The sequence below is a fragment of the Variovorax gracilis genome (assembly GCF_030317115.1).
GTDB classification, from domain to species: Bacteria; Pseudomonadota; Gammaproteobacteria; order Burkholderiales; family Burkholderiaceae_C; genus Variovorax; species Variovorax gracilis.
The window spans coordinates 156,236-178,954 of record NZ_JASZYF010000011.1; the positions used below are offsets into that span (position 1 = coordinate 156,236).

Annotated in this window: 19 protein-coding genes; 11 read left to right on the forward strand and 8 right to left on the reverse strand. The window is 65.7% G+C overall.

Annotated features, from left to right (window positions below; genetic code table 11):
• Positions 1-17 precede the first annotated feature (17 nt).
• Positions 18-791, forward strand: coding sequence for a 16S rRNA (adenine(1518)-N(6)/adenine(1519)-N(6))-dimethyltransferase RsmA (gene rsmA / locus QTH97_RS21465; RefSeq protein ID WP_286570483.1), 774 nt, complete (start codon positions 18-20; stop codon positions 789-791).
• 132 nt (positions 792-923) lie between these two features.
• Here the strand turns inward: rsmA and QTH97_RS21470 are convergent, their stop codons facing one another.
• The 4 genes from QTH97_RS21470 to QTH97_RS21485 all read right to left on the reverse strand — a co-directional run bounded on the left by QTH97_RS21470 (position 924) and on the right by QTH97_RS21485 (position 4,536).
• Complete coding sequence (locus QTH97_RS21470) at positions 924-1,145, reverse strand: hypothetical protein (RefSeq protein ID WP_286570484.1); 222 nt, start codon at positions 1,143-1,145, stop codon at positions 924-926.
• Entirely contained in the window at positions 1,124-1,555 is a 432-nt protein-coding gene (locus tag QTH97_RS21475) for a barstar family protein (protein WP_286570543.1), read from the reverse strand. The genes QTH97_RS21470 and QTH97_RS21475 overlap by 22 nt, the downstream gene beginning before the upstream one ends.
• Before the next feature lie 47 nt (positions 1,556-1,602).
• The gene (locus QTH97_RS21480; RefSeq protein ID WP_286570485.1) at positions 1,603-2,016 is read right to left on the reverse strand and encodes a guanyl-specific ribonuclease; all 414 of its coding nucleotides are present in this window, start codon (positions 2,014-2,016) and stop codon (positions 1,603-1,605) included.
• Positions 2,017-2,196: 180 nt separating this feature from the next.
• Positions 2,197-4,536, reverse strand: coding sequence for an NADP-dependent malic enzyme (locus QTH97_RS21485; protein WP_286570486.1), 2,340 nt, complete (start codon positions 4,534-4,536; stop codon positions 2,197-2,199).
• Between the two features lie 395 nt (positions 4,537-4,931).
• On the opposite strand from QTH97_RS21485, the gene QTH97_RS21490 reads away from it, so the two are divergent.
• From QTH97_RS21490 to QTH97_RS21510, 5 genes are all read left to right on the forward strand, one after another.
• Complete coding sequence (locus QTH97_RS21490; protein ID WP_286570487.1) at positions 4,932-5,984, forward strand: SPFH domain-containing protein; 1,053 nt, start codon at positions 4,932-4,934, stop codon at positions 5,982-5,984.
• Between the two features lie 9 nt (positions 5,985-5,993).
• Complete coding sequence (locus tag QTH97_RS21495; protein WP_286570488.1) at positions 5,994-7,481, forward strand: DUF4178 domain-containing protein; 1,488 nt, start codon at positions 5,994-5,996, stop codon at positions 7,479-7,481.
• A gap of 24 nt (positions 7,482-7,505) precedes the next feature.
• A complete protein-coding gene (locus QTH97_RS21500) occupies positions 7,506-7,724 on the forward strand; it encodes a DUF350 domain-containing protein (RefSeq protein WP_286570489.1) in 219 nt (72 codons plus the stop codon).
• Positions 7,725-7,806: 82 nt separating this feature from the next.
• A complete protein-coding gene (locus QTH97_RS21505; protein ID WP_286570490.1) occupies positions 7,807-9,363 on the forward strand; it encodes a polyamine aminopropyltransferase in 1,557 nt (518 codons plus the stop codon).
• Between the two features lie 2 nt (positions 9,364-9,365).
• Positions 9,366-10,961: an NAD(P)-binding protein gene (locus tag QTH97_RS21510; protein WP_286570491.1), complete on the forward strand. Its 1,596-nt coding sequence runs from the start codon at positions 9,366-9,368 to the stop codon at positions 10,959-10,961.
• 12 nt (positions 10,962-10,973) lie between these two features.
• On the opposite strand, the gene QTH97_RS21515 is transcribed toward QTH97_RS21510, so the two are convergent.
• On the reverse strand, positions 10,974-12,359 hold the full coding sequence (locus tag QTH97_RS21515) for an aminopeptidase P N-terminal domain-containing protein (RefSeq protein ID WP_286570492.1): 1,386 nt from the start codon (positions 12,357-12,359) through the stop codon (positions 10,974-10,976).
• 185 nt (positions 12,360-12,544) lie between these two features.
• Between QTH97_RS21515 and QTH97_RS21520 the strand changes: the two genes are divergently transcribed.
• Positions 12,545-14,551, forward strand: coding sequence for a hypothetical protein (locus QTH97_RS21520; RefSeq protein WP_286570493.1), 2,007 nt, complete (start codon positions 12,545-12,547; stop codon positions 14,549-14,551).
• A gap of 108 nt (positions 14,552-14,659) precedes the next feature.
• Here QTH97_RS21520 and QTH97_RS21525 read toward each other — a convergent pair whose 3' ends face one another.
• Positions 14,660-15,355, reverse strand: a complete 696-nt coding sequence (locus tag QTH97_RS21525) for a nucleotidyltransferase family protein (RefSeq protein ID WP_286570544.1) — start codon at positions 15,353-15,355, stop codon at positions 14,660-14,662.
• 11 nt (positions 15,356-15,366) lie between these two features.
• Positions 15,367-15,756: an S-adenosylmethionine decarboxylase family protein gene (locus tag QTH97_RS21530; protein WP_286570494.1), complete on the reverse strand. Its 390-nt coding sequence runs from the start codon at positions 15,754-15,756 to the stop codon at positions 15,367-15,369.
• Between the two features lie 100 nt (positions 15,757-15,856).
• Between QTH97_RS21530 and tkt the strand changes: the two genes are divergently transcribed.
• Together tkt and gap are read left to right on the forward strand one after the other, a co-directional pair.
• Complete coding sequence (tkt, locus tag QTH97_RS21535; protein ID WP_286570495.1) at positions 15,857-17,908, forward strand: transketolase; 2,052 nt, start codon at positions 15,857-15,859, stop codon at positions 17,906-17,908.
• A gap of 43 nt (positions 17,909-17,951) precedes the next feature.
• A complete protein-coding gene (gene gap / locus QTH97_RS21540; protein ID WP_286570496.1) occupies positions 17,952-18,953 on the forward strand; it encodes a type I glyceraldehyde-3-phosphate dehydrogenase in 1,002 nt (333 codons plus the stop codon).
• Positions 18,954-19,096: 143 nt separating this feature from the next.
• On the opposite strand, the gene QTH97_RS21545 is transcribed toward gap, so the two are convergent.
• Positions 19,097-20,437 (reverse strand): antibiotic biosynthesis monooxygenase, encoded by a 1,341-nt coding sequence (locus QTH97_RS21545; RefSeq protein WP_286570497.1) that lies wholly within the window; start codon positions 20,435-20,437, stop codon positions 19,097-19,099.
• Between the two features lie 110 nt (positions 20,438-20,547).
• Here QTH97_RS21545 and QTH97_RS21550 point away from each other — a divergent pair, with 110 nt between their 5' ends.
• Both QTH97_RS21550 and QTH97_RS21555 read left to right on the forward strand, forming a co-directional pair.
• Positions 20,548-21,150: a restriction endonuclease subunit S gene (locus QTH97_RS21550; protein WP_286570498.1), complete on the forward strand. Its 603-nt coding sequence runs from the start codon at positions 20,548-20,550 to the stop codon at positions 21,148-21,150.
• Positions 21,151-21,184: 34 nt separating this feature from the next.
• Entirely contained in the window at positions 21,185-22,699 is a 1,515-nt protein-coding gene (locus QTH97_RS21555; RefSeq protein ID WP_286570499.1) for a type I restriction-modification system subunit M, read from the forward strand.
• The last annotated feature ends 20 nt before the right edge of the window (positions 22,700-22,719 follow it).

Genomic DNA, 22,719 nt, shown 5'->3' on the forward strand with positions numbered 1-22,719 from the left:
GGCCGAGCCTGCGGCTGATGCAGCACATCCCTCGCAAGCGCTTCGGGCAGCATTTCCTGTCCGATGGCGGGATCATCGATGCGATCGTGCGCGAGATCGCGCCCCAGCCCGGGGATGCCATGGTCGAGATCGGCCCGGGCCTCGCGGCGTTGACGCAGCCCCTGGTCGAACGGCTGGGCCGCCTCACGGTGATCGAGCTCGACCGCGACCTCGCGCAACGTCTGCGCGGCCACGGCCAACTCAACGTGATCGAGTCGGACGTGCTGAAAGTCGACTTCGCCGCCCTCGCCGCGAACCTGGTCGCATCGCCGGGCAAGGCCCTGCGCGTCGTGGGCAACCTGCCCTACAACATCTCCACGCCCATCCTGTTCCATCTGCTGGGCTTCGCGCACCTGATCACCGACCAGCACTTCATGCTGCAGAAAGAGGTGATCGACCGCATGGTGGCCAAGCCGGCCACTTCCGACTACAGCCGCCTGAGCGTGATGCTGCAATGGCGCTACGCCATGGACAACGTGCTTTTCGTGCCACCCGAGAGCTTCGACCCGCCCCCGCGCGTCGACAGCGCCGTGGTCCGCATGGTGCCCTTCGCGGAGCCGCCGAAGGTCGATGCCGCACGCCTCGGCGAGATCGTCCAGGTGGCCTTCAGCCAGCGCCGCAAGCTGCTGCGCCACACCTTGGGCAAATGGCTGGACCAGCACCAATTTGCCGGCACCTTCGACACGCAGCGCCGCGCAGAAGAAGTGCCCGTCGCGGAATACGTAGCCCTGGCTCAACAATCAGCCCCATGAAAAAAGCCCGTCGTTGACGGGCTCAGGTTCGTGAAACACCGCGGACCCGGCTCAGCCGGTCCGCTGGTGTTGCCCCCGGCAGGGGGTAGGCGAAGCGACACGAAGTGCGCGCAGCCTGGGGGCGAGCAACAGTTACGCCGCGGCGAGCCAGTACCCTGCGTTGAAGGGGCTGCTCATGCGCAGCGCCAGCGGGGATACGTCGACCAACTTGTCGGTCGGCATCTTCTCTGCCGTCGGGTCGGTATTCTGGACTTCGAGGGCCGGTGCCGGTTCGGCGCCGTTTTGCTGAGCCTCGTTCGCCCGTTCTGCTTGGCTGGTGTGTGCAGAACGGGCTACAGAAAAGAATAGAAGCACCTGAACGGTATCTTCCGGTCTCCCCAGTAATCCGAGGCGTCGCGGAAGATGTCGAGCAGCTGCTCGCGCGCTTCCTTGTCGAACTTGGCATTGGCCGGGATCTGCTCGAGCACGATCACGAAGCCCGGTTGCGGGCCCGATTTGTGCAAGGGATCCGTCATGCAGTCGTACAAAGCGTCGAAGTTCTTGCCGAAGTGCTGCGGAAAGGTGAATTGCTGGGCAATCAGGTCCAGCACGTCCTGCTTGGTCTGGGCATTGCCCAGGTTGGCATAAAGGAAGTGCTGACCCGCCGCGTGCGCCGCTTCCTGCAGATCGTTCACGCGGAATGCGCGAATCGACTGCACGATGTTAGGTCGCACGGCACGAAGGGATAAGGTCATCTCCGCTGGTCTTTCCATGGTTGTCGTCATCATTACTTCGGGGCGCTTTGGCGCGCCGCTCCAATTCAATTCATCGCTCATGGCACGATCCGCCTGAAGCTCGCATAGTGATCTGCCGTGTACCAGCAGTCCGATGGCGCCGTGCGCTCGCCTCCGCAGACGATGCGCCGTGCGCCACGGTCACGCGAGCCGGGCGTTTCGACCGTGTACTCTCGGTAGTGGCCTCGCCGCTCCTGCGGCAGCAGGCGTTCGCGATTGCCGAACACCATGCCGTCTTTTTCGTATCGGAAAGGGCCACCATTCCATATGGCCCCATAAGTACGCTGGCCCTGCACCGGCAATTCGGCCAACGCGATCGTCTCCTTTGCCGGCTGATCGGCGCGGATGCCGAACCATTCGCGAGCCTGGACTCCAGTCGCAAGGCCGACCAGCAACAAGCTAGTGAGCGCAAACTTGGAAACCGGGGACGTGATCGAGGCGTAAGCCGCCATGGGGCACCAGAGGAAAAGAGCGGGGGGCCGAATCGGGGTCTAACCTTGGGGTTAACCCGCAAATTCAAGCCCGCAAGTGTGCACCAGAGGCGCGCAAATAGCAAGCGCCTGCCCAATCTTTGAGCAGGTGCAGGGCTATCCGCGCGATAGCGAAGTTAGCGACCGCTGTCGCTCTTGCGCCTAGCGCTCGGCGTTGGCGTCCGCGACGGTGAGAGCCGTCATATTCACGATCCGACGCACCGTGGCACTGGCCGTCAGGATGTGCACTGGTTTGGCTGCCCCCAGCAGGACCGGGCCGATGGCGATGTTTCCGCCCGCCGCCATCTTCAGCAGGTTGTAGGAGATATTGGCGGCGTCGATGTTCGGGAACACCAGCAGGTTCGCGTCACCCGCCAGCGCACTGTGCGGCATGACCAGCGCACGCTGCTTGCCGTCCAAAGCGACGTCGCCGTGCATTTCGCCGTCGACTTCGAGCCATGGCGCTTGCACGCGAAGCAGATCCAGTGTCTGGCGCATCTTGACGGCGCTGGGCTGGTTGCTGCTGCCGAAGTTGGAGTGCGACAGCAGGGCCGCCTTGGGCTTGAGCCCGAAGCGCATCATTTCCTCGGCCGCCATGGTCGTGATTTCGGCGAGTTCCTCGGGCGTCGGGTCGTAGTTGACGTGCGTGTCGACCAGGAAGACCTGCCGATTGGGCAGCAACAGGCCGTTCATGCAGGCATAGATCGGCACGTCCTGCGGTGTGCTTGCGCAACCGCCGGGGCGCTTGCCGATCACCTGGTCGATGTAGTGCAGGTGGATCGCGGTGGTGCCCCAGGTGCCGCAGATCATCCCGTCGACGTCGCCCTTGTGCAGCAGCATCGCGCCGATCAGCGTGAGGCGGCGGCGCATCTCGATCTTGGCCGTCTGCACCGTCGTGCCCTTGCGCTCGGTCATGCGGTGATAGGTCTGCCAGAAATCGCGGTAGCGGCGGTCCTGCTCGACGTTGACGATGTCGTAGTCCAGATCCTCCTTGAGCCGGAGACCGAACTTCTCGATGCGCTGCGCAATGATGGCCGGGCGCCCGATCAGCGTGGGACGCGCGATGCCTTCATCGACCACGATCTGCGCCGCGCGCAGCACGCGCTCTTCTTCCCCCTCGCAGTAGGCAACCCGCTTCTTCGTCGCGCGCTTCGCCGCGTCGAAGATCGGCTTCATCGTCGTGCCAGAGGTGTAGACGAAGGTCTGCAGCTTGTCGCGATAAGCGTCGAGGTCGGCAATCGGACGCAGCGCCACGCCGCTTTCGGCGGCCGCCTTGGCGACCGCGGGCGCGATCTTCATCATCAGCCTGGGATCGAAAGGCTTCGGGATCAGGTACTCGGGGCCGAAGCTCAGCTTCTCGCCCACGTAGGCTGCCGCCACGCGTTCGCTCTGCTCGGCCTGCGCCAGCTCGGCGATCGCATACACCGCCGCGACTTCCATCTCGTCGGTGATGGTGGTCGCGCCGCAATCCAGCGCGCCACGGAAGATGTACGGAAAGCACAGGACGTTGTTGACCTGGTTCGGATAGTCCGTGCGGCCCGTCGCCATGACCACGTCGTCACGCACGGCGTGCGCGTCTTCCGGCGAAATCTCGGGGTTGGGGTTGGCCAGCGCGAAGATCACCGGCTTGGGCGCCATCTTCGCGACCATCGCGGGCTTGAGCACGCCGCCGGCCGACAAGCCGAGGAACACGTCGGCGCCCTCGATCACCTCGCCCAGCGTGCGCGCCTCGGTCTTCTGCATGTATTGGCGCTTGTCGTCGTCCATCAGCTCGGTGCGGCCTTCGTAGACCACGCCGGCCAGGTCGGTCACGTAGACGTTCTCGCGCTTCAGCCCGACCTTGAGCAGCAGGTTCAGGCAGGCCAGCGCCGCGGCGCCAGCGCCGGACGTGACGAGTTTCACCTGTGAAATGTCCTTGCCCACGACCTTCAGGCCGTTGAGCATGGCGGCCGCCACCGTGATGGCGGTACCGTGCTGGTCGTCGTGGAAGACCGGGATCTTCATGCGCTTGCGCAGCTCGCGCTCGACGTAGAAGCAGTCCGGTGCCTTGATGTCCTCGAGGTTGATGGCACCGAAGGTCGGCTCCAGCGCGGCGATCACTTCGACCAGCCTCGCCGGGTCCTTTTCGTCGATCTCGATGTCGAACACATCGACGCCGGCGAACTTCTTGAACAGCACGCCCTTGCCTTCCATCACCGGCTTCGAAGCCAGCGGGCCGATGTCGCCGAGGCCAAGCACTGCCGTTCCGTTGGTGATGACCGCCACGAGATTGCCGCGGGCGGTGTACTTGAAGGCGTTGACGGGGTCCTTGACGATCTCCTCGCACGGCGCCGCGACGCCCGGGGAGTAGGCCAGCGCCAGGTCGCGCTGGTTGACCATCTGCTTGGTCGCAGCGATCGAGATCTTGCCCGGCACCGGAAGCTCGTGGTACTCGAGCGCCGCGCGGCGCAACTCGGCGCGCTTGTCTTCGGGCGTGGAGATCTGAGAAGTCGAATCGGACATTGGGCCGTGCCTCCTAGGACGCTTCTTGTAAAGGGCGCCGATTGTAGACCCCGATTCCGGGACGCGCCGGCGCGCCACGCCAACGAGGGACGCTTCGCAAAACACGGCTCTTACTATCTCTCCTACTTATTCTTCTTATTTAGATTAGTAGTAGTAGTAAGGGCCGCGCCCCGCTGTGGACAGGGTCATTTTCCTGTTTGGCGACAACGGGTTGCCGTAGCCGGAGTGCTGTGCGCAGCATCGCTTCGCTGCTGTCGCGGCAAAGCGAACAACTTCGAACATCGCGCCGCGCCTGTGGACAAGTGCCGCGTTGTGCCGGAACTATCCCCAGGGTTGTCCTTTGGACGCTGTGGCAATATGCCCGCCACGGCAAAACCCAGCAACGAGGAGCGACCATGGCGCTGATGGATTTCATCAAGAAGCAGTTCATCGACATCATTCAGTGGACGGAGACCGGCGACGGCACGCTGGCCTGGCGCTTCCCGATGGCGGAGATGGAAATCCAGAACGGCGCCTCGCTCACGGTGCGCGAGTCGCAGGTCGCGGTGTTTGTGAACGAAGGCCAGGTGGCCGACGTGTTCGGCCCGGGCATGTACAAGCTGACGACGCAGACGCTGCCCGTCCTCACCTATCTGAAGAACTGGGACAAGCTCTTCGAATCGCCTTTCAAGAGCGACGTGTACTTCTTCAGTACCCGTCAGCAGGTGGATCAAAAATGGGGCACGCCCCAGCCGATCACCATCCGCGACAAGGACTTCGGCGCGGTGCGCCTGCGCGCCTTCGGCAACTACAGCTTCCGCGTCGGCGATGCCAAGCTGTTCCATACCGAGATCTCGGGCACGCGCGACGTCTATACGGTGGCCGATCTCGACGGCCAGCTGCGCGGCCTGGTGCTGCAGAACATCAGCAACGCGATCGCGTCGAGCGGCGTGCCCTTTCTCGACCTCGCCGCGAACCAGATCCAGTTTGCGGAAGCGCTCGCGACGCAACTCGTGCCGGCGTTCGCCAAGATCGGCATCAAGCTGGAGAACATCACCGTCCAGAACGTCTCGCTGCCGGAAGAACTGCAAAAGATCCTCGACCAGAAGATCGGCATGGGAATGGTCGGCAACGACATGGGCAAGTTCATGCAGTACCAGACGGCGCAGGCGATCCCGAAGTTCGCCGAAGGTGCGGCCAGCGGAGGTGGCGGCATCGCGGGCGATGCGATGGGGCTGGGCGCGGGCGTCGCGCTGGGCCAAGTGCTGGCGCAGAACCTGTCGCAAGGGCTCAGCCAGAACAATCCGGCCGCTGCGGGCGCGCCGGCGCAACAACCGGTGGTCGCGGTCGTGAATCCGGCCGACGTGATGACCACGCTCGAAAAGCTCGGTGAACTCAAGGCCAAGGGCATCCTCACACAGGAAGAATTCGACGCCAAGAAGGCGGAGCTGCTGAAAAAGCTCGTCTGATCCGCCCCGTTGGCCTCCGACTCCCCCCAGCAGCGCTACTACCGGGCGCCCTGCCCCGGCTGCGGCGCGCCGGTCGAATTCCGCTCGGCCCAATCGACGCACGCCGTCTGCCCCTATTGCCATAGCACCGTCGTGCGGCAGGGCGAGACGCTTGCGCGCACCGGCAAGATGGCCGAGCTGTTCGATGACTTCAGCCCGCTGCAACTCTTCACTTCCGGGCGCATCGACGACAAGCCCTTCACGCTGGTCGGCCGGCTGCAGTACAGCTACGACGGCGGGCGCTGGACCGAATGGATCGCCGCGCTGGACAGCGATCGCACGGGCATCCTGAGCGAAGACAACGGCGCCTTCGTCTTTGCCTTGCCCTTCGAATTGCAGCGCGCCGCGCCGCAGCCCGAGGACCTGCGCGTCGGTGCGACCACCGCCTTCAATGGCCAGAACTACACGGTCGCGTCGAACGAGCAAGTGGCCCTGATCTCGGCGCAGGGCGAATTGCCGCGGCTGCCCGAACTCGGCCGCCGCTTTGCGACGGTCGAGTTGCGCAGCGACAAGGGGCAGGTACTCAGCCTCGACTACGACACGAATCCCCCGGGGGTCTACCTCGGACGCGCAGTGCGGCTCGAAGACCTGCAGCTCACCGGCCTGCGCGACGAGTCCGCCAGGGAAGAAAAAGGCCGCAGCTTCAACTGCCCGAACTGCGGCTCGCCGGTCACCGTCAACCTTGTCGACAGCAAGAGCGTCACCTGCCCGGCATGCAACAGCATCATCGATCTGTCGCAGGGCATCGGCGGCGAGCTGCGTCACGCGATACAGGACGAGCCGGTCCAGCCGTTGATCGCCATCGGCTCCGTCGGCCAGCTGCAAGGCGCGGACTGGCAGGTGGTCGGCTTCCAGCACAGGATGGGCGTGGCGCCCGGCGACGACGAGCACTTCGGCTGGAGCGAATACCTGCTCTACAACAAGAAGCGCGGCTTCAGCTTCCTGGTCGACGCTGAAGACGGCTGGAGCATGGTGAAGCCCACCACGGGCGCGCCGACCATGGCCGAGAGCGGCGCCAGGGCCACGTATCTGGGCAAGGTCTACCAGCAGCAGTACGCCTACAACGCCGAGACCAGCTATGTCGCGGGCGAGTTCTACTGGCAGGTCCAGCGCGGGCAGAAGACCTTCAACCGCGACTTCGCCAACGGCGCCGCGCTGCTGTCGATGGAGCGCTCGGCCAACGAGCTGACCTGGTCGTCCGGCAGCAAGATCGACAGTGCGTCGGTGGCGGCTGCGTTCAAGCTGGGCGACAAGAAGGACATGTTCAAGCGCAACGACGCGCTTCCCGTGAGCACGGCGTCGAGCCTGGGTTGCGGCACCATCATCCTGATCATCGTGATCATCCTCATCCTGCTGATCATCCTGAGCACCTGCAGCAGCAGTTCGGGTGGCTCGGGCGGATCGCGCAGCTCGGGCGGCTCGTATGGCGGCTATTCCAGTGGCGGCGGCCACAAGTAATGTTTTTTTCCGGAGGTCCTCATCATGGGCATTGAATGGTTGAAGCCGGCGGTCATCCTCGGCTCCCTCGTCTACGCGCTGATCGGCGTGCTGGTCTTCTGGGTGTGCTTCCTCATCATCGACAAGCTCACGCCCTATGACCTGTGGCAGGAGATCGTCGAAAAGCAGAACATGGCGCTGGGCCTTGTCGTCGCAGCGATGTGCCTGGGTATCAGCGTCATCGTTGCCGCAGCCATCCATTGAGCCCTCCGGCTTGCCACTTCGCGTGCTTCGCCACCCCCCGAGGGGGAGGCTCGGACGCCTTCGGGCGGCCCGGCGGCGCCCGATGAGAGAGGAGCCCTTGTCCGTGACCACGTCCGCACGCAGCGGCCCGCAGCCCGTCGAGATCGCGCTCCTTGCCAGCGTGTTCGTCGTCGCGGCCTGCGGCCTGGTCTACGAACTCAGCGCGGCCGCGCTCAGTTCCTACCTTCTTGGTGATTCGGTGCTGCAGTTCAGCACCATCATCGGCACTTACCTCTTCGCGATGGGCGTGGGCTCCTGGCTCTCGCGCTACTTCGAGCGGCAGTTGCCTGCGCACTTCCTGCGCATCGAGCTGATGGTCGCCCTGGTCGGCGGACTGCTGCCGGCCGTGCTCTTCATCGCCAACGCCTACGTCCCCGGTGCCTTCCGGCTGCTGCTGTACGGTCTGGTGCTGGTGGTGGGCGCGCTGGTGGGGCTCGAGATCCCGCTCGTCATGCGCATCCTCCGGCGCAACATCGCGCTGAAGGACCTGGTGTCGCAGGTGCTGACCTTCGACTATCTGGGCGCGCTCGCGGTATCGATCGCGTTCCCGCTGCTGCTCGTGCCGCAACTCGGCATGATCCGCACCGGCCTGTTGTTCGGGCTCATGAATGCAGCCGTCGCGGTGTGGGCGCTCTGGCTGTTCCGCCACGAACTGCGGAGGGTCGGGGCGCATGCGCTCGCGTGCGGGTTGGCGCTGTTCGCGCTGCTCGGCGCCTTCGTGTTCGCCGAGCACATCACGACGCTGGCGGAAGACAAGTTCTACCAGGACCGTATCGTCTTCAGCGAGACCTCGCCCTACCAGCGCATCGTGGTGACGCGCGGCAGCGCTGGGCACCGGCTCTTCCTCAACGGAAACCTGCAGTTCGCCGAGCGCGACGAATACCGCTATCACGAGGCGCTGGTGCATCCGGTGATGGCCGCGCACGGCGCGCCGAAGAAGGTGGCCGTGCTCGGAGGCGGAGACGGCATGGCGGTACGCGAGATCCTCAAATACCCGTCGGTCGAGAGCATCACGCTGGTCGAGCTTGATCCGAACATGACGCGGCTCTTCACCGAGCACGAAACGCTCGCGGCGCTCAACGGCGGGTCGCTGAAATCGCCGAAGGTGCGCATCGTCAATACCGACGCCTTCCAGTGGCTCCAGCAACCGGGCGAGATGTTCGACGTCATCGTGGTCGACTTTCCCGATCCGACCAACTTCGCGATCGGCAAGCTCTACACGAACTCCTTCCATGCCCTGCTCGACAAGCGGCTGTCGGCCAGCGGGTATGCGGTAATCCAGACCACCTCGCCGCTGGTCGCGCGAAAGAGCTTCTGGACCGTGGCCGCGACCGTCGAATCCGTCGGCCTGCGGGCCACGCCGTACCACGCGCATGTGCCCAGCTTCGGCGAATGGGGGTTCATCGTTGCGAGCCGGAGACCGTACCGGCAGCCTGAAGCGTTGCCCGAAGGCCTGCGCTTCCTGTCGGCGCAGACCCTGCCCTTGCTCTTCGACTTTCCGCGCGACATGGCGCGGGTGCCCGCCGAGGTGAACCGGCTGTCGAACCAGACACTGGTGACCACCTACGAGCAGGAATGGGGCAAGGTCTCGGGGCACTAGGCATGAAGCGCCGCGAGTTCCTGGGTGCCGCGATCGCGGGCACGGCCGCGCTGACCGGCTGCGAGGCCCGGCCCGATATCGCGGGCGGCTTCACCGGCATCGACGTGGCACGCGGCCACGCATTGCGCGACGGAGCGCTGCGCGCCGGTGCCGCGCCCGAAGTGACACGGCGCACGCGCGTCGTGATCGCGGGGGGTGGCGTTGCCGGCCTTGCGGCTGCCCGCGCGTTGCGACTTTCGGGCATCGACGACTTCGTGCTGTTCGAACTCGAAGACACGACCGGTGGCAACAGCCGCGGCGGCGTGGTCGAGGGCATCGCCTGCCCCCTTGGCGCGCACTACCTGCCGGTGCCGGGCGACGATGCGCATGAAGTGCAGGATCTGCTCGAAGAACTCGGGCTGCGGCGCCGCGTGTCGGGCCGTTGGGAATACGACGAGCGCCACCTTTGCCACAGCCCGCAGGAGCGGCTCTTCTTTCGCGATGCCTGGCAGGAGGGCTTGCTGCCCGTACAGGGTGTGGACGAAGCGACCCTTGCCCAGTACCGGCGGTTTTCGCAGAGAGTCGAAGCGTTGCGTGGCGAGGCGCGCTTTTCGATTCCGACGCTGAGGACTGAACCGGCGCCGCTGCTGATGGCGCTGGATGGATTGCCCTTCCAGGCATGGCTCGACCGCGAAGGCTTCACCGATCCGCATCTGCGCTGGTACCTGGATTACTGCTGCCGCGACGACTACGGCGCAGGGACGGCCCACGTGTCGGCATGGGCCGGTATCCACTACTTCGCCAGCCGGCACGGCTTTCACGCGCCGGGCGATGACAACGCCGAGCGCGATGCGGTGCTGACCTGGCCCGAGGGCAACGGCTGGCTCACGCGCCGGCTGGCCGATCCGCTGGGCGAGCGATTGAAGCCGGGCCATGCCGTCACGCGCATTGCCGAAACCCGCGGTGGGGTGGAGGTCGATGCCATCGACGTCGCCACCCGGTCGCGCGTGCGCTGGCAGGCCGAACGCTGCATCGTCGCGATGCCGGTCTTCATTGCCGCGCGCATCGTCGAGAACCCGCCCGAGCCGCTTCGCCACGCGGCGGCGCACCTGCGCTACTCGCCCTGGCTCGTCGCCAACGTGCATGTGCGTTCGCCGCTTGCCGACCGGCCCGGAGCCGCGCCGAGCTGGGACAACGTGGTGTACGGCACGCGCGGACTCGGGTATGTAGACGCCCGTCACCAGTCGCTCGACCCGACTCCCCGGGCCACGGTGCTCAGCTGGTACCGGCCGCTCGGCCCCAGCGCCTTCGACGGGTCGGACGGTCGCCGCCAGTTGCTCGACAGGCCATGGACGGCCTGGCGCGATGACCTGCTGGCGGAACTCTCGGCGCCGCACCCCGACCTTCGGGACGTGGCAACACGCATTGACATCACCCGGTACGGCCACGCCATGGCGATTCCCCAGCCCGGCGTTCTGCGCCAGCTCGGCCAGCCATCGACGCGCGGGCCGGGCTTGATCGGCACGGATCGCCTGACCTTCGCGCACAGCGACTGGTCAGGCTATTCCATCTTCGAGGAAGCCTTCACACGCGGCCACCTCGCCGGCGCCGCGCGCTGAACCTCGGCGTGTTCAGCCCTTCATCAGGGCTTCGATTTCATCGGCGTCGACCGGCACCCCGCGCGAAATCAGCTCGCACCCGCTCTCGGTCACGATGGCGTCGTCCTCGATGCGGATGCCGATGTTGTGGAACTGCTCGGGCACGCCTTCGGCCGGCCGCACATAGATTCCCGGTTCGATCGTCAGCACCATGCCCGGATGCAGGATGCGGCTGGGCCGGTTCTTGATCAGCTCGTTGGAGAGCGGGTCCCTGCGCTCGCTCACCTCGCCCACCTGTGTGGGCTCGACGTAGCTGCCGCAGTCGTGCACGTCCATCCCGAGCCAGTGGCCGGTGCGATGCATATAGAAAGGGAAGTAGGCGCGCTTCTCGATCACGTCCTCCACGCCGCCCACCTTGTCGGCGTCGAGCAGCCCCAGGTCCAGCATGCCCTGCGACAGCACCCTGACCGTCGCTTCGTGCGGATCGTTGAAGCGGCTCCCTGCCCGGGTGGCGGCGACCGCTGCTTCCTGGCTCGCCAGGACCAGGTCATAGAGCGCGCGCTGCGGTCCGGTGAACTTGCCATTGGCCGGAAAGGTCCGCGTGATGTCGCTGGCGTAGCCGTCGAGCTCGCAGCCGGCATCGATCAGCACCAGCTCGCCGTCGCGCACCGGCGCAGTGTCTGCCCGGTAGTGCAGCACGCAGGCATTGGCGCCCGCCGCGACGATTGAGCCGTAGGCCGGATACTGCGAACCGCTCAGGCGGAATTCGTGCAGTAGCTCGGCGTCGAGATGGAACTCCCGCACGTCCTTCCCCTCGCGCAGCATGCGCGCCGACAACTGCATCGCGCGGATGTGGGCCCGGGCGCTGATCTGCGCGGCGCGACGCATCACGTCCTGTTCGTGGGCGTCCTTCACCAGGCGCATCTCGTCGAGCGGGCCGCAGAGGTCGCGCTGCTCCTCGGGGCACAACGCGCCGTAGCGCACCCGCGCACGCACGGCCGAGAGCCAGCCGTCCACCCGCGTCTCCAGCCCCTTGTGCGTCGCGAAGGGGTACCAGACCACGGATTTGTTCTCGAGCAGCCGCGGAAGCCGGGTGTCGAGCTCGTCGAACGAGTAGGCCTCGTCGACCCCCAGGGCCGCCGGCGCTGCCTCCGGGCCGAGCCGGTAGCCGTCCCAGATCTCGCGCTCCAGGTCCTTGGGTGCGCAGAACAGGGTGGACCTGCCGTCCCCCGACAGCACCAGCCAGGCATTCGGCTCGGTGAAGCCGGTCAGGTAATAGAAGTAGCTGTCGTGGCGGTACAGAAAGTCGCTGTCCCGGTTGCGCTGGCGCTCCGGCGCGGTCGGGATGATGGCGATGCCGTCCGTTCCTAAATAAGTAGAAAGCTCTAATCGACGGGGTGCTTGATGATTTGTGGTCATAACGTCACTATTCGCTACTGTTGTAATTGATTCCTAGGGATAACAAAAACATGACGAAAACATTTGCAAGAACGTTTGCGCTGTAGGACCCTTCCCACGTAAAAACCCACAACTTGTTATTTTGGAGGTGTTTTTTGTTGAAAGTTCTACATAAGAGCGCGATTTTGCTGGCGGTAGGCGCAAGTGTGCTCTCAGCGTGTGGTGGTGGGGGCGGAGGCGGCGGCTCACTGGGGGCATCGGCCGCAGCCGATCCGACCGTTGCGGCAGCGATCGCGGCCGCCGCGGCCACCGGTTCTACTGGCGGCACCAGCCCCAGCGTGACCGGCCCGGGCTCGAATAGCCCGACCACCACCCCTGCGACTCCGGACATCGTCGACAACAACACCCAGACCGTCGGGGCTGACGCCTACCGTGCCATGGCCGCGAAGCTGAGCAAGCCGGACGGCATCGAGTACCGCTATGGCCCCAGCGCCGCCGCCTATGGCGTGGGCAACGGCGGCCTGCCGACGCTGTATGCGCGGGATGCCGCAACGCGGCTCGCGTCGCCGGCGCCCACCCATCCGTTCTACTGGCAGGTCGGTGGCCCGCCGTCCGCGAACCCGGGCGCCTACTCGACCAACCAGGCCAACATGGTCTTCGTGGCCGACAACCCGACGCAACGCATCGGGGTGGCCGACTTCCAGGTGTCGGGCTACATGTACAACACCTTTGCGCAACTGCCGCAGCTGGGCTGGACGCGCGCCGCCGTCGCCGGTGGCGGCATCGACAGCATCAACGCGCTCAGCTACAAGGCCTCGGGCCTGGCGACGAGCGATCCGATCGCCGTGGGACGTTGCACGGGCCGCTCCGGTTTCTGCAACGAGAGCCTGGTGGCCTACCAGAACGGCGTGATCGCCACCGCAGGCAGCAACACTTCCACCAACCAGGCCTCGGTGAAACTGCCGGCCAACAAGGTGCCGACCGCGATCGCGATGACGAACCAGAGCGAATTCGCGCTGGTCACCGTCTGGGACACGACCGCGATGAAGGGCCAGGTTGCCGTCATTGCGCTGGCTGGCCTGTGCGATGGCTGCGACCCGTTCAACTCGTCCGCACACACCGTCGGGAACGTCAAGTACGAGGCCTACTACAAGTGGTGGAACGAGTGGATGGCGCCCTACCCCGGCCTGCCGAACATGGGCAGCATCGCGTTCATGAAGATCCTCGGCTACATCGATCTTCCCGACATGACTGCGCCGACCGAAATCGCGGCCACCACGGGTCTTGACCAGTTCCAGACCTTCAATGGCGCGGACTTCATCGGCTACGACAACACGCCGCTGTCGAGCAACTGGAGCAAGTTCACCGGCTCGGGCGTGAATGCCAGCCGATACGCCAAGGGTGGCGTGGCGGTGGTGATCTCCAAGTCGGAGCAGAAGGCCGCGTTCATCGACCTCAAGCCGCTCTTCAACCACGTCAACGGCGTCTACTTCAGCGCCAACGTGACGCAGACGAGCAACCTGGGACAGGGCGACAGCCAATGGCCGTACACCTTCGCCAACACGCCGTCGCAGGTTCCGACGGTGGTGAAGACGGTGTCGCTGGGGGCCAAGCCGACGGCGGTGAAGACCACCATTTTCGGCAGCCCGCAACGCGCCTGGATCGCGACGCAGGATGGCACGCTGCACATCTACAGCCTCGACGGCTACGCGCCGGGCGGCACGGCGGCTTCGCCGTCGGCGAGCGCCATTGCCGAGGTGGGTACCGTGACGGGCCTCGGCCGCAATCCGACCTCGCTGGGTACCTCCAAGGGTGAGCCCAGTGCGAGCATCGAGCCGCTGAACCAGCAGATCCTGGTGGCCTCGCGCGGCGACCGCAAGGTCTCGTGGGTTCGCTTCGCCAGCAACGGCAACAGCGGCACGATCGTGCGGACCCTGCAGGACACGCGCCTGGTCGACCCGATCGCGGTGGAAGATGCGGACAACTTCGCTAACCCTGGCTACCTGACCAGCGTGGTCGACTATGCCGGCAAGGCGGTGCGCAACTACCGCTACGGACCGGTGATCTTCTCGGACGGCGGCGCATGTCCGCGGCCCAATGGCTGCGCGCTCACGCCGACCACGGCCGGCGGTGTCACGCACAACATCGAGTACGGCGGGGCGCTGGATGTGCCCGGGTCGCCGTTCCAGATGACGACGACCAACGTCCCCTGACGCGCGCACTGCCATCGCGTATCGAAACGGCCCGCCTCGAGCGGGCCGTTTTCTTGTTCAGCTTCCGATGACGCCTTTCATGCGACGGGGCCGGCCTCCGAGCGGTCCTTACCGTGATCGGTTCAGCTCGCGCAGGCGATCCGGCGTTCCGACATCGGCCCACTGCCCTCTGTACATCCCGGCGCTGACGCGGCCCGCATCCATGGCGGTGCGCAGCAGCGGCGCCAGCGCGGCCTTCACACCCTGGACGTTGCCGGGCGGAATCGCGCAATACGGCGGCGCGAACAACTCGGCGCGGTACAGGGCGATGGTCGAGAAGGTGTACTTCTGCGCCGCATCGCTCAGCGCAGTGCCGTCGGACCTGATGCCGAAATCGCCCTTCGGGTTGTGCGCGGGATTGGGAACCAGCCACAGGTGCGCCAACCGGCCGCTCGCCGCGAAGCGGTCGACCGACCCTTGCGTGAACACGAAGTCCGGCGCGAACACATCGCCCGCCACCACCCAGAACATGTCGCCCAGAAGCGGCAGCGCGCGAACGATGCCGCCTGCCGTTTCGAGCGCGCCGCCGAAGTCGCGGCCCTCGTGCGAATAGGCGAGGGTCGAATCCTGATACCGCTCGCCGAAGCGCTCCGGAATCTGCTCGCCCAGCCACGCCGTGTTGACCACCAGTTCGGTGAAGCCGCCCGAGGCCAGCGCCTCCATCGGCCACTGCATCAGCGCTTTCCCCTGCACGTCCAGCAGGGGCTTGGGCGTCACGTCCGTCAACGGCCGCATGCGTTCGCCGCGTCCCGCGGCCAGGATCATGGCCTTGATGCTCACGCTGCCTTGGCCCTGATCGCGCCGCGCTGCAGCGTGTGCCGCTCCGCGTGGCGGGGCACGAAGAGCGCCTCCAGCGCATCCATCACCGCTCTGGCCTTGGCCGAGTGGTCGCCGCCGAAGTTGCAGACGTAGACGTCGAGCGTCACCCCGCGCTGCTCCGGCCAGGTGTGGACGCACAGATGCGACTCCGCCAGAAGCACTGTCGCGGTCACGCCGCCCGGGCCTGTCGCAGAGGCGGGAAAGGCATGGGCGAGCTGGCCGACCACCTGCAGGCCCGCCCCTTCCGCCGCTTTCGCGCAGGCGGCGCCGAGGGCTTGCGCGTCCACCAGCCATTGCGTCGCGCAGCGGCAATCGTGGAGATCGGCGGTGAGGTGAAGGCCATGCATGGCCGGCACTCTAGCAGCCCCTCTGCGTCCATTTCCGGGGCCATCCACCACGCCCGCTAAAATGCCGGGTTCCCCCTAACTTGCTCCCAGGAAGCCACAGATGGCCAACCAAGCCTTGATGGCCAACGCGATTCGCGCGTTGGCAATGGATGCCGTTCAACTCGCAAACTCGGGGCATCCGGGCGCACCGATGGGCATGGCCGACATGGCTGTTGCGTTGTGGGGCGAGCATCTCAAGCACAACCCCGCCAATCCGCAATGGTTCGACCGCGACCGCTTCGTGCTGTCGAACGGCCACGCCTCGATGCTCATCTACTCGGTGCTGCATCTCACGGGCTACGCATTGCCCATCGAGGAACTCAAGCGCTTCCGCCAACTGCACAGCAAGACGGCAGGCCACCCCGAGACCGGCATCACACCCGGCGTGGAAACCACCACCGGCCCGCTCGGGCAGGGCATCACCAACGCGGTCGGCTTCGCCCTCGCTGAAAAGCTGCTCGCGTCCGAATTCAACCGCAAGGGCCACGACATCGTCGACCATCACACCTATGCCTTCCTCGGCGACGGCTGCCTGATGGAAGGCATCAGCCACGAAGCCGCCGCCCTCGCCGGCGCGTGGAAGCTCGGCAAGCTGATCGCTCTGTACGACGACAACGGCATCTCCATCGACGGCGCGGTCAAGCCCTGGTTCATCGACAACACCGAAGAGCGCTTCAAGGCCTACGGCTGGCACGTGATCGGCCCGATCGACGGCCATGACGCCAAGGACGTGTCCAAGGCCATCGAAAAGGCGAAGAAGCACGGCGACCAGCCCACGCTCATCATCTGCAAGACGCAGATCGGCAAGGGCAGCCCGAACCGCGCCAACACCGCCAAGGCGCACGGCGAGCCGCTGGGCGCCGACGAGATCGGCCTCACGCGCAGCGCGCTGCAATGGAGCCACGCGCCCTTCGAGCTGCCAGCGGCCGTGTACGAGGAATGGGACGCCAAGGCCGCCGGCGCCAAGGCCGAAGCCGCCTGGAACGAGAAGTTCGCCGCGTACGAGCAGGCCTTCCCGGACCTGGCCGCGGAGTTCACGCGCCGCATGAAGGGCGAACTGCCGAAGAACTTCCACCAGACCGCCTTCGACACCGTGGTCGCCGCCCACACCAAGGGCGAGACCGTGGCCTCGCGCAAGGCTTCGCAGCTGGCATTGGAGGCCTTCACCGCCGCACTGCCCGAACTGCTCGGCGGCAGCGCCGACCTGACCGGCTCCAACCTCACCAACACCAAGAGCACGCCCAGCCTGCGCTTCGACAACCACGGCAACGTGGTTCGCAGCGAAGGCAACGAGCAGTTCCCCGACGGCCTGCCGGGCCGCCACATCAACTACGGCGTGCGCGAGTTCGGCATGGCGGCCATCATGAACGGCGTGGCGCTGCATGGCGGCTACATCCCCTACGGCGGGACCTTCCTGACCTTCAGCGACTACAGCCGCAACGCCATCCGCATGGCGGCGCTGATGAAGCAGCGCGTGATCCACGTCTTCACGCACGACTCCATCGGCCTCGGCGAAGACGGCCCGACGCACCAGTCGATCGAGCACGCCGCGTCGCTGCGCCTGATTCCGAACCTCGACGTCTGGCGTCCCGGCGACACGGCCGAAACCGCCGTCGCCTGGGCCGTCGCGCTGCAGAACGCCAGCCGCCCGACCGCGCTGCTGCTGTCGCGCCAGAACCTGCCCTACTCGCCCAAGAAGGACCTGAGCGACATCAGCAAGGGCGCCTACGTGCTGTCCGAGCCCCAAGCAGTCGGCTTCAAGAACGGCAAGGCCAAGGCCGTCATCATCGCGACCGGTTCCGAAGTGCAGCTGGCGCTCAAGGCGCAGGAACTGCTCGCGGCGAAGAAGATCGCGGTGCGCGTGGTCTCCATGCCTTCCACCACCACCTTCGACCGCCAGGACGTGGCCTACAAGAAGAGCGTGCTGCCCCAGGGAACGCCGCGCATTGCCGTCGAAATGGGCGCCACCGACGGCTGGTGGAAGTATGGTGTCGCCGCTGTCGTCGGCATCGACACTTATGGCGAGTCGGCGCCGGCGGGCGTGCTGTTCAAGCATTTCGGATTCACGGCAGAGAACGTCGCTGCCACGGTCGAAGCGGCGCTCAAGCGCTGAAGTCGATCTCACCCAGTTTTTCAACCATCCAGGAGCAAATGACATGGCTATCAAACTCGGCATCAACGGCTTCGGTCGCATCGGTCGCAACGTGCTTCGCGCGGCGGTGCAGAACTTCAAGAACGACATCGAGATCGTCGCCATCAACGACCTGCTCGAGCCCGAATATCTGGCCTACATGCTCCAGTACGACTCGGTGCACGGCCGCTTCCAGGGCGAAGTCAACGTCGAAGGCAACACCCTCGTCGTCAACGGCAAGAAGATCCGCCTCACGCAGGAGCGCGACCCCGCGCAACTGAAGTGGAGCGACGTCGGCGCCGACATCGTTCTCGAATCCACCGGCCTCTTCCTGACCAAGGAAACGGCGCAGAAGCACATCGACGCCGGCGCGAAGAAGGTCATCCTTTCGGCCCCCAGCAAGGACGACACCCCCATGTTCGTCTACGGCGTGAACGACAAGAAGTACGCCGGCGAAGCCATCATCAGCAACGCGAGCTGCACCACCAACTGCCTCGCGCCGCTGGCCAAGGTGCTGAACGACAAGTGGGGCATCAAGCGCGGCCTGATGACCACCGTGCACGCTGCCACCGCCACGCAGAAGACCGTCGATGGCCCGAGCAACAAGGACTGGCGCGGCGGCCGCGGCATCCTGGAAAACATCATCCCGTCGAGCACCGGTGCCGCCAAGGCCGTGGGCGTGGTCATTCCCGAGCTGAACAAGAAGCTCACCGGCATGAGCTTCCGCGTGCCGACCTCCGACGTGTCGGTGGTCGACCTGACGGTGGAACTGGTCAAGGAAGCCACCTACGCCGAGATCTGCGCCGAAATGAAGGCACAGAGCGAAGGCGCGCTCAAGGGCGTGCTGGGCTACACCGAAGACAAGGTGGTCGCCACCGACTTCCGCGGCGACCCGCGCACCTCCATCTTCGACGCCGAAGCCGGCATCGCACTGGACGGCACCTTCATCAAGCTCGTGAGCTGGTATGACAACGAGTGGGGCTACTCGAACAAGTGCCTGGAGATGGTCCGGGTGATTGCGAAGTAAGCTGGTTCGCCGCACTCACGAAAGACGCGCCTTCGGGCGCGTTTTTTCATGGTGCGCTCAGCCCCGTTTGGCCTTCTGGAAGCCTCCCCTGCGTTGTTCCACAAAAGAATGTGATCAGGGAGGATTCGCGCGACGCCCGGCACTCAGGCCGGCTCAAGCACGTGAATCAGCCGGCTCTCCGTCCAATCCTTCACCTTCGTGCCATAGGCCGCCATGTGTGGTGCGGCAGCGTGCGCCTGCAGGTCGGCCAGGGTTTCCCATTTCTCGACGACCACGAAAGTGTCCGGGCCGAAGGAGCCGCGCGAGGCGGGCATGCCGGCGGCATCGATGGTCGCCGTGTATTCGATGCAGCCTTTCTCGGCGAGCACTGCCGGCCGGTTGGCGCGGTAGGCCTCGAGGATCAGGTCGCGTTGACCCGGCTTGGCGGTGATGACGGCGACGACGTGAATCATGTGCAATTGCTCCTGTGGTTGGACCGTCGAATTTACGGGGAAGGAGCCTCTTGCGCTGTCGCGTCGGAGGCCGCGCCACGCACGCGCCGAGACCCTCAGGCTCGCATGTACGCCGGCCGGGCCCGGTACAACCCTCGGTCGGGCATCTGGTGCCAGTGGTGGAGGTTCGTGCCGAGCGTCACGAAACTGACGACGCCGCGCTGCGCCAGCGCCCGGGTCACGGCGCGGCTGGGGGGTTGCCCGGCTTCGACGCTCACCGAGATGAACGCCCCCGCCCGGCCTGCACGGACCGACGATGCGGTCAAGGACCTCCGGCGACAGATGGTCCGCGCTGCCGCTGTTGGGCAACTGCAGGAGCCGCAACTTGCCAGGCAGGTCGAGGCCCAGTTGCTCCGCGAAACTCGCGGCCGCCTCGAGCGTGCGGATGCCGGCGCGGCCCGTCAGCATCACGCCTCGCCCCTCGAACTCGCCGTAGAGCACGGAGCTCGATTCGTTCTCGGCCGAGGTGGGTGCGTCGGCGCGCAGGTTCGAGCGCGTCAATCTGCCTAGCAGGGCTGCGATGTTGGCGCGCGGCGCCGCGGCCGACTGGCCGAACTCCGGGATCAGCTGGTCCACATACCAGTCGCGTTGCGGCGCGAGCACCATGAAGGGCCCGATCCCGGCGCCAGCGAAGGGCTCGCGCACGGGGACCCGCTTGGAGTCGGCCAGTTGCTTCAGGGCGCGCGCCGCGGGCAGCTCCGTGCGCAGGCGGGCCGCGTAGGCCCAGGGCCGCTGCATCCAGAGTTCGCCGACCTGCAGCTTTCGCAGGACCACTGCGAGGCCGGCGACGTGGTCCTCAGCCGGGTGCGAGCTCACCATGTAGTCCACGCGCGTGGTCATGTACTGCCGCTCGATGTGTGCGACCAGGCGCTCGCCCGAGATGGCGGTGCCGCCGTCATACACCATGACCTTGTATTGGCCCGGCGTGCCCCAGCGGGCACAGATGGCTGCTCCACCCGTGCTGACGGGCAGGAGATCGACTTCATATCCCATTGACAGAAACTCCCTGAACTCGATTTGATTGCATCACTTGAATTGATGCATTAGATTTGCAGTTCAGTTTACCGAGCCAATTTCCCAAACCGCAAGCCAGTATTTGCATCATGTCAATTCATGCAATTCAGATCGCATTGGGCGAGCTCGTCGGAATCAAGGCCGGCTATCCCTTCCGCGGCTCGATCGAAAACCTGCCCGGCGGGTCCGTGCGTGCCGTCCAGATGAAGGACTTGGACCCGGTCGAAGGCGTCGACTGGAACACGGTCATCCACACCCGGCTCGCCGGCCGCGGCCAGGCCGACTGGCTCGTTGCCGACGACCTGCTGTTCGTCTCGCGCGGGACGCGCTTCTACGCCGCCTGCATCGATCCGCCGCCCGGCCCCGCTGTCTGCGGCCCGCATCTCTTCCACCTGCGCGTGAAGCCCGGCGGCCGTCTGGTGCCGGCCTTCCTGGCGTGGCAGATCAACCAGCCGCCCTTCCAGCGAGAGCTGCAGCGTTCGGCCGAAGGCTCCAGCCAGTTGAGCGTGCGCCGGCCGGTGCTGGAGGCCTTGCCCATCGGCGTCCCGTCATGGGACGACCAGCGGCGCATCGTCGAACTGGCCCGTCTTGCGCGACGCGAGCGCCAGTTGCACCTCCAGATGCTGCGCAACCGCGAGCGGCTCTTCGAATCGATCGCGGAGTCGCTGGCAGCCGCCGACGGCAGCGGGTGACGGGAACAACGCAACAACAACCACAGGGAGAACCATGATCCAAGCAACAGTCAGCCAGGAGAGCATCAATACCGCGGTGTGGAACGCCTGCGACATCTTCCGGGGCACAGTCGACCCGAGCATCTACAAGGACCATGTCCTCGCCATGCTCTTCCTCAAGTACGTGTCGGACACGTGGCAGGACCACTGCGACAGCTACAAGAAGCAATACGCCCATGCCGAGCCCGGCCTCATCGAGGAACTGCTGAAGACCGAGCGATTCGTGCTTCCGCCCGGTGCAGGCTTCGGCGCCTTGCACGCGGCGCGCTTCGAGCCCGGCAACGGCGAGCGCATCGACCGTGCCCTGCAGGCCGTCGAAGACGCCAACATGGGGAAGCTGCGCGACGTCTTCCAGGACATCGGCTTCAACGCCAGCAAGCTGGGCGGCGAACAGCAGAAGAACGACATCCTGCGCCACCTGCTGGAAGCCTTCGCGCAGCCCGAACTGGACCTGAGGCCGAGCCGCGTGCGCGACCCGGAGGTCATCGGCGACGCCTACGAGCACCTCATCAAGAGCTTCGCCGCCAGCAGCGGCAAGAAGGCCGGCGAGTTCTACACGCCGCCCGAGATATCCCGCCTCATGGCCCGCCTGATGGACCCGCAGGAGGGCGAGGAGATCTGCGACCCGGCCTGCGGCTCCGGCTCCTTGCTGCTCCAGTGCGGCCGCCTGATCCGCGGCCGCACCGGCGCGCGCCGCTACGCGCTCTTCGGGCAGGAAGCCATCGGCAGCACCTGGGCGCTTGCGAAGATGAACATGTTCCTGCACGGCGAGGACAACCACCGCATCGAATGGGGCGACACCCTGCGCAACCCCAAGCTGCTGGACGTCGACGGCCGCCTGCGCCGTTTCGACGTCGTCGTCGCGAACCCGCCCTTCAGCCTGGAGAAGTGGGGCCATGAAAGCGCCGAGAGCGACCGGTTCGGCCGCTTCAGGCGGGGCGTGCCGCCGCGCACCAAGGGCGACTTCGCCTTCATCCTGCACATGGTCGAGACACTGAAGCCGGACACCGGCCGCATGGCGGTCGTGATGCCGCACGGCATCCTGTTCCGGGGTGGCGCGGAAGCCGCAATCCGCCGGAAGCTCATCGACGAGAACCTGCTCGACGCAGTGATCGGCGTGCCCGAAAAACTCTTCTTCGGCACGGGCATTCCGGCGGTTGTCCTGGTGTTCCGCAAGAACAAGAAGGACGACAAGGTTCTCTTCATCGATGCCAGCCGTGAATTCCAGGCAGGCAAGAACCAGAACTTGCTGCGCAGGGCCGACATCGAACGGATCCTCGAAACCTGTGCAGCGCGGCGGTCCGTGGAGCGGTACGCCAGCCTCGTCACGCTCGCCGAGATCGCGAACCAGGGCTACAACCTGAACATCGGTCGCTATGTCGACCCCACGCGCGTCGCGCAGGACATCGACATGGCGGAGGTCTGGCGGGAGCGCATGGCGATCCGGGAGGAGTGGGCCGGCATCGAGGAACAGATGGCCGGCTACCTGAAGGAGCTCGGATATGAGTGATGCCGGGTTCCACGCTCAGC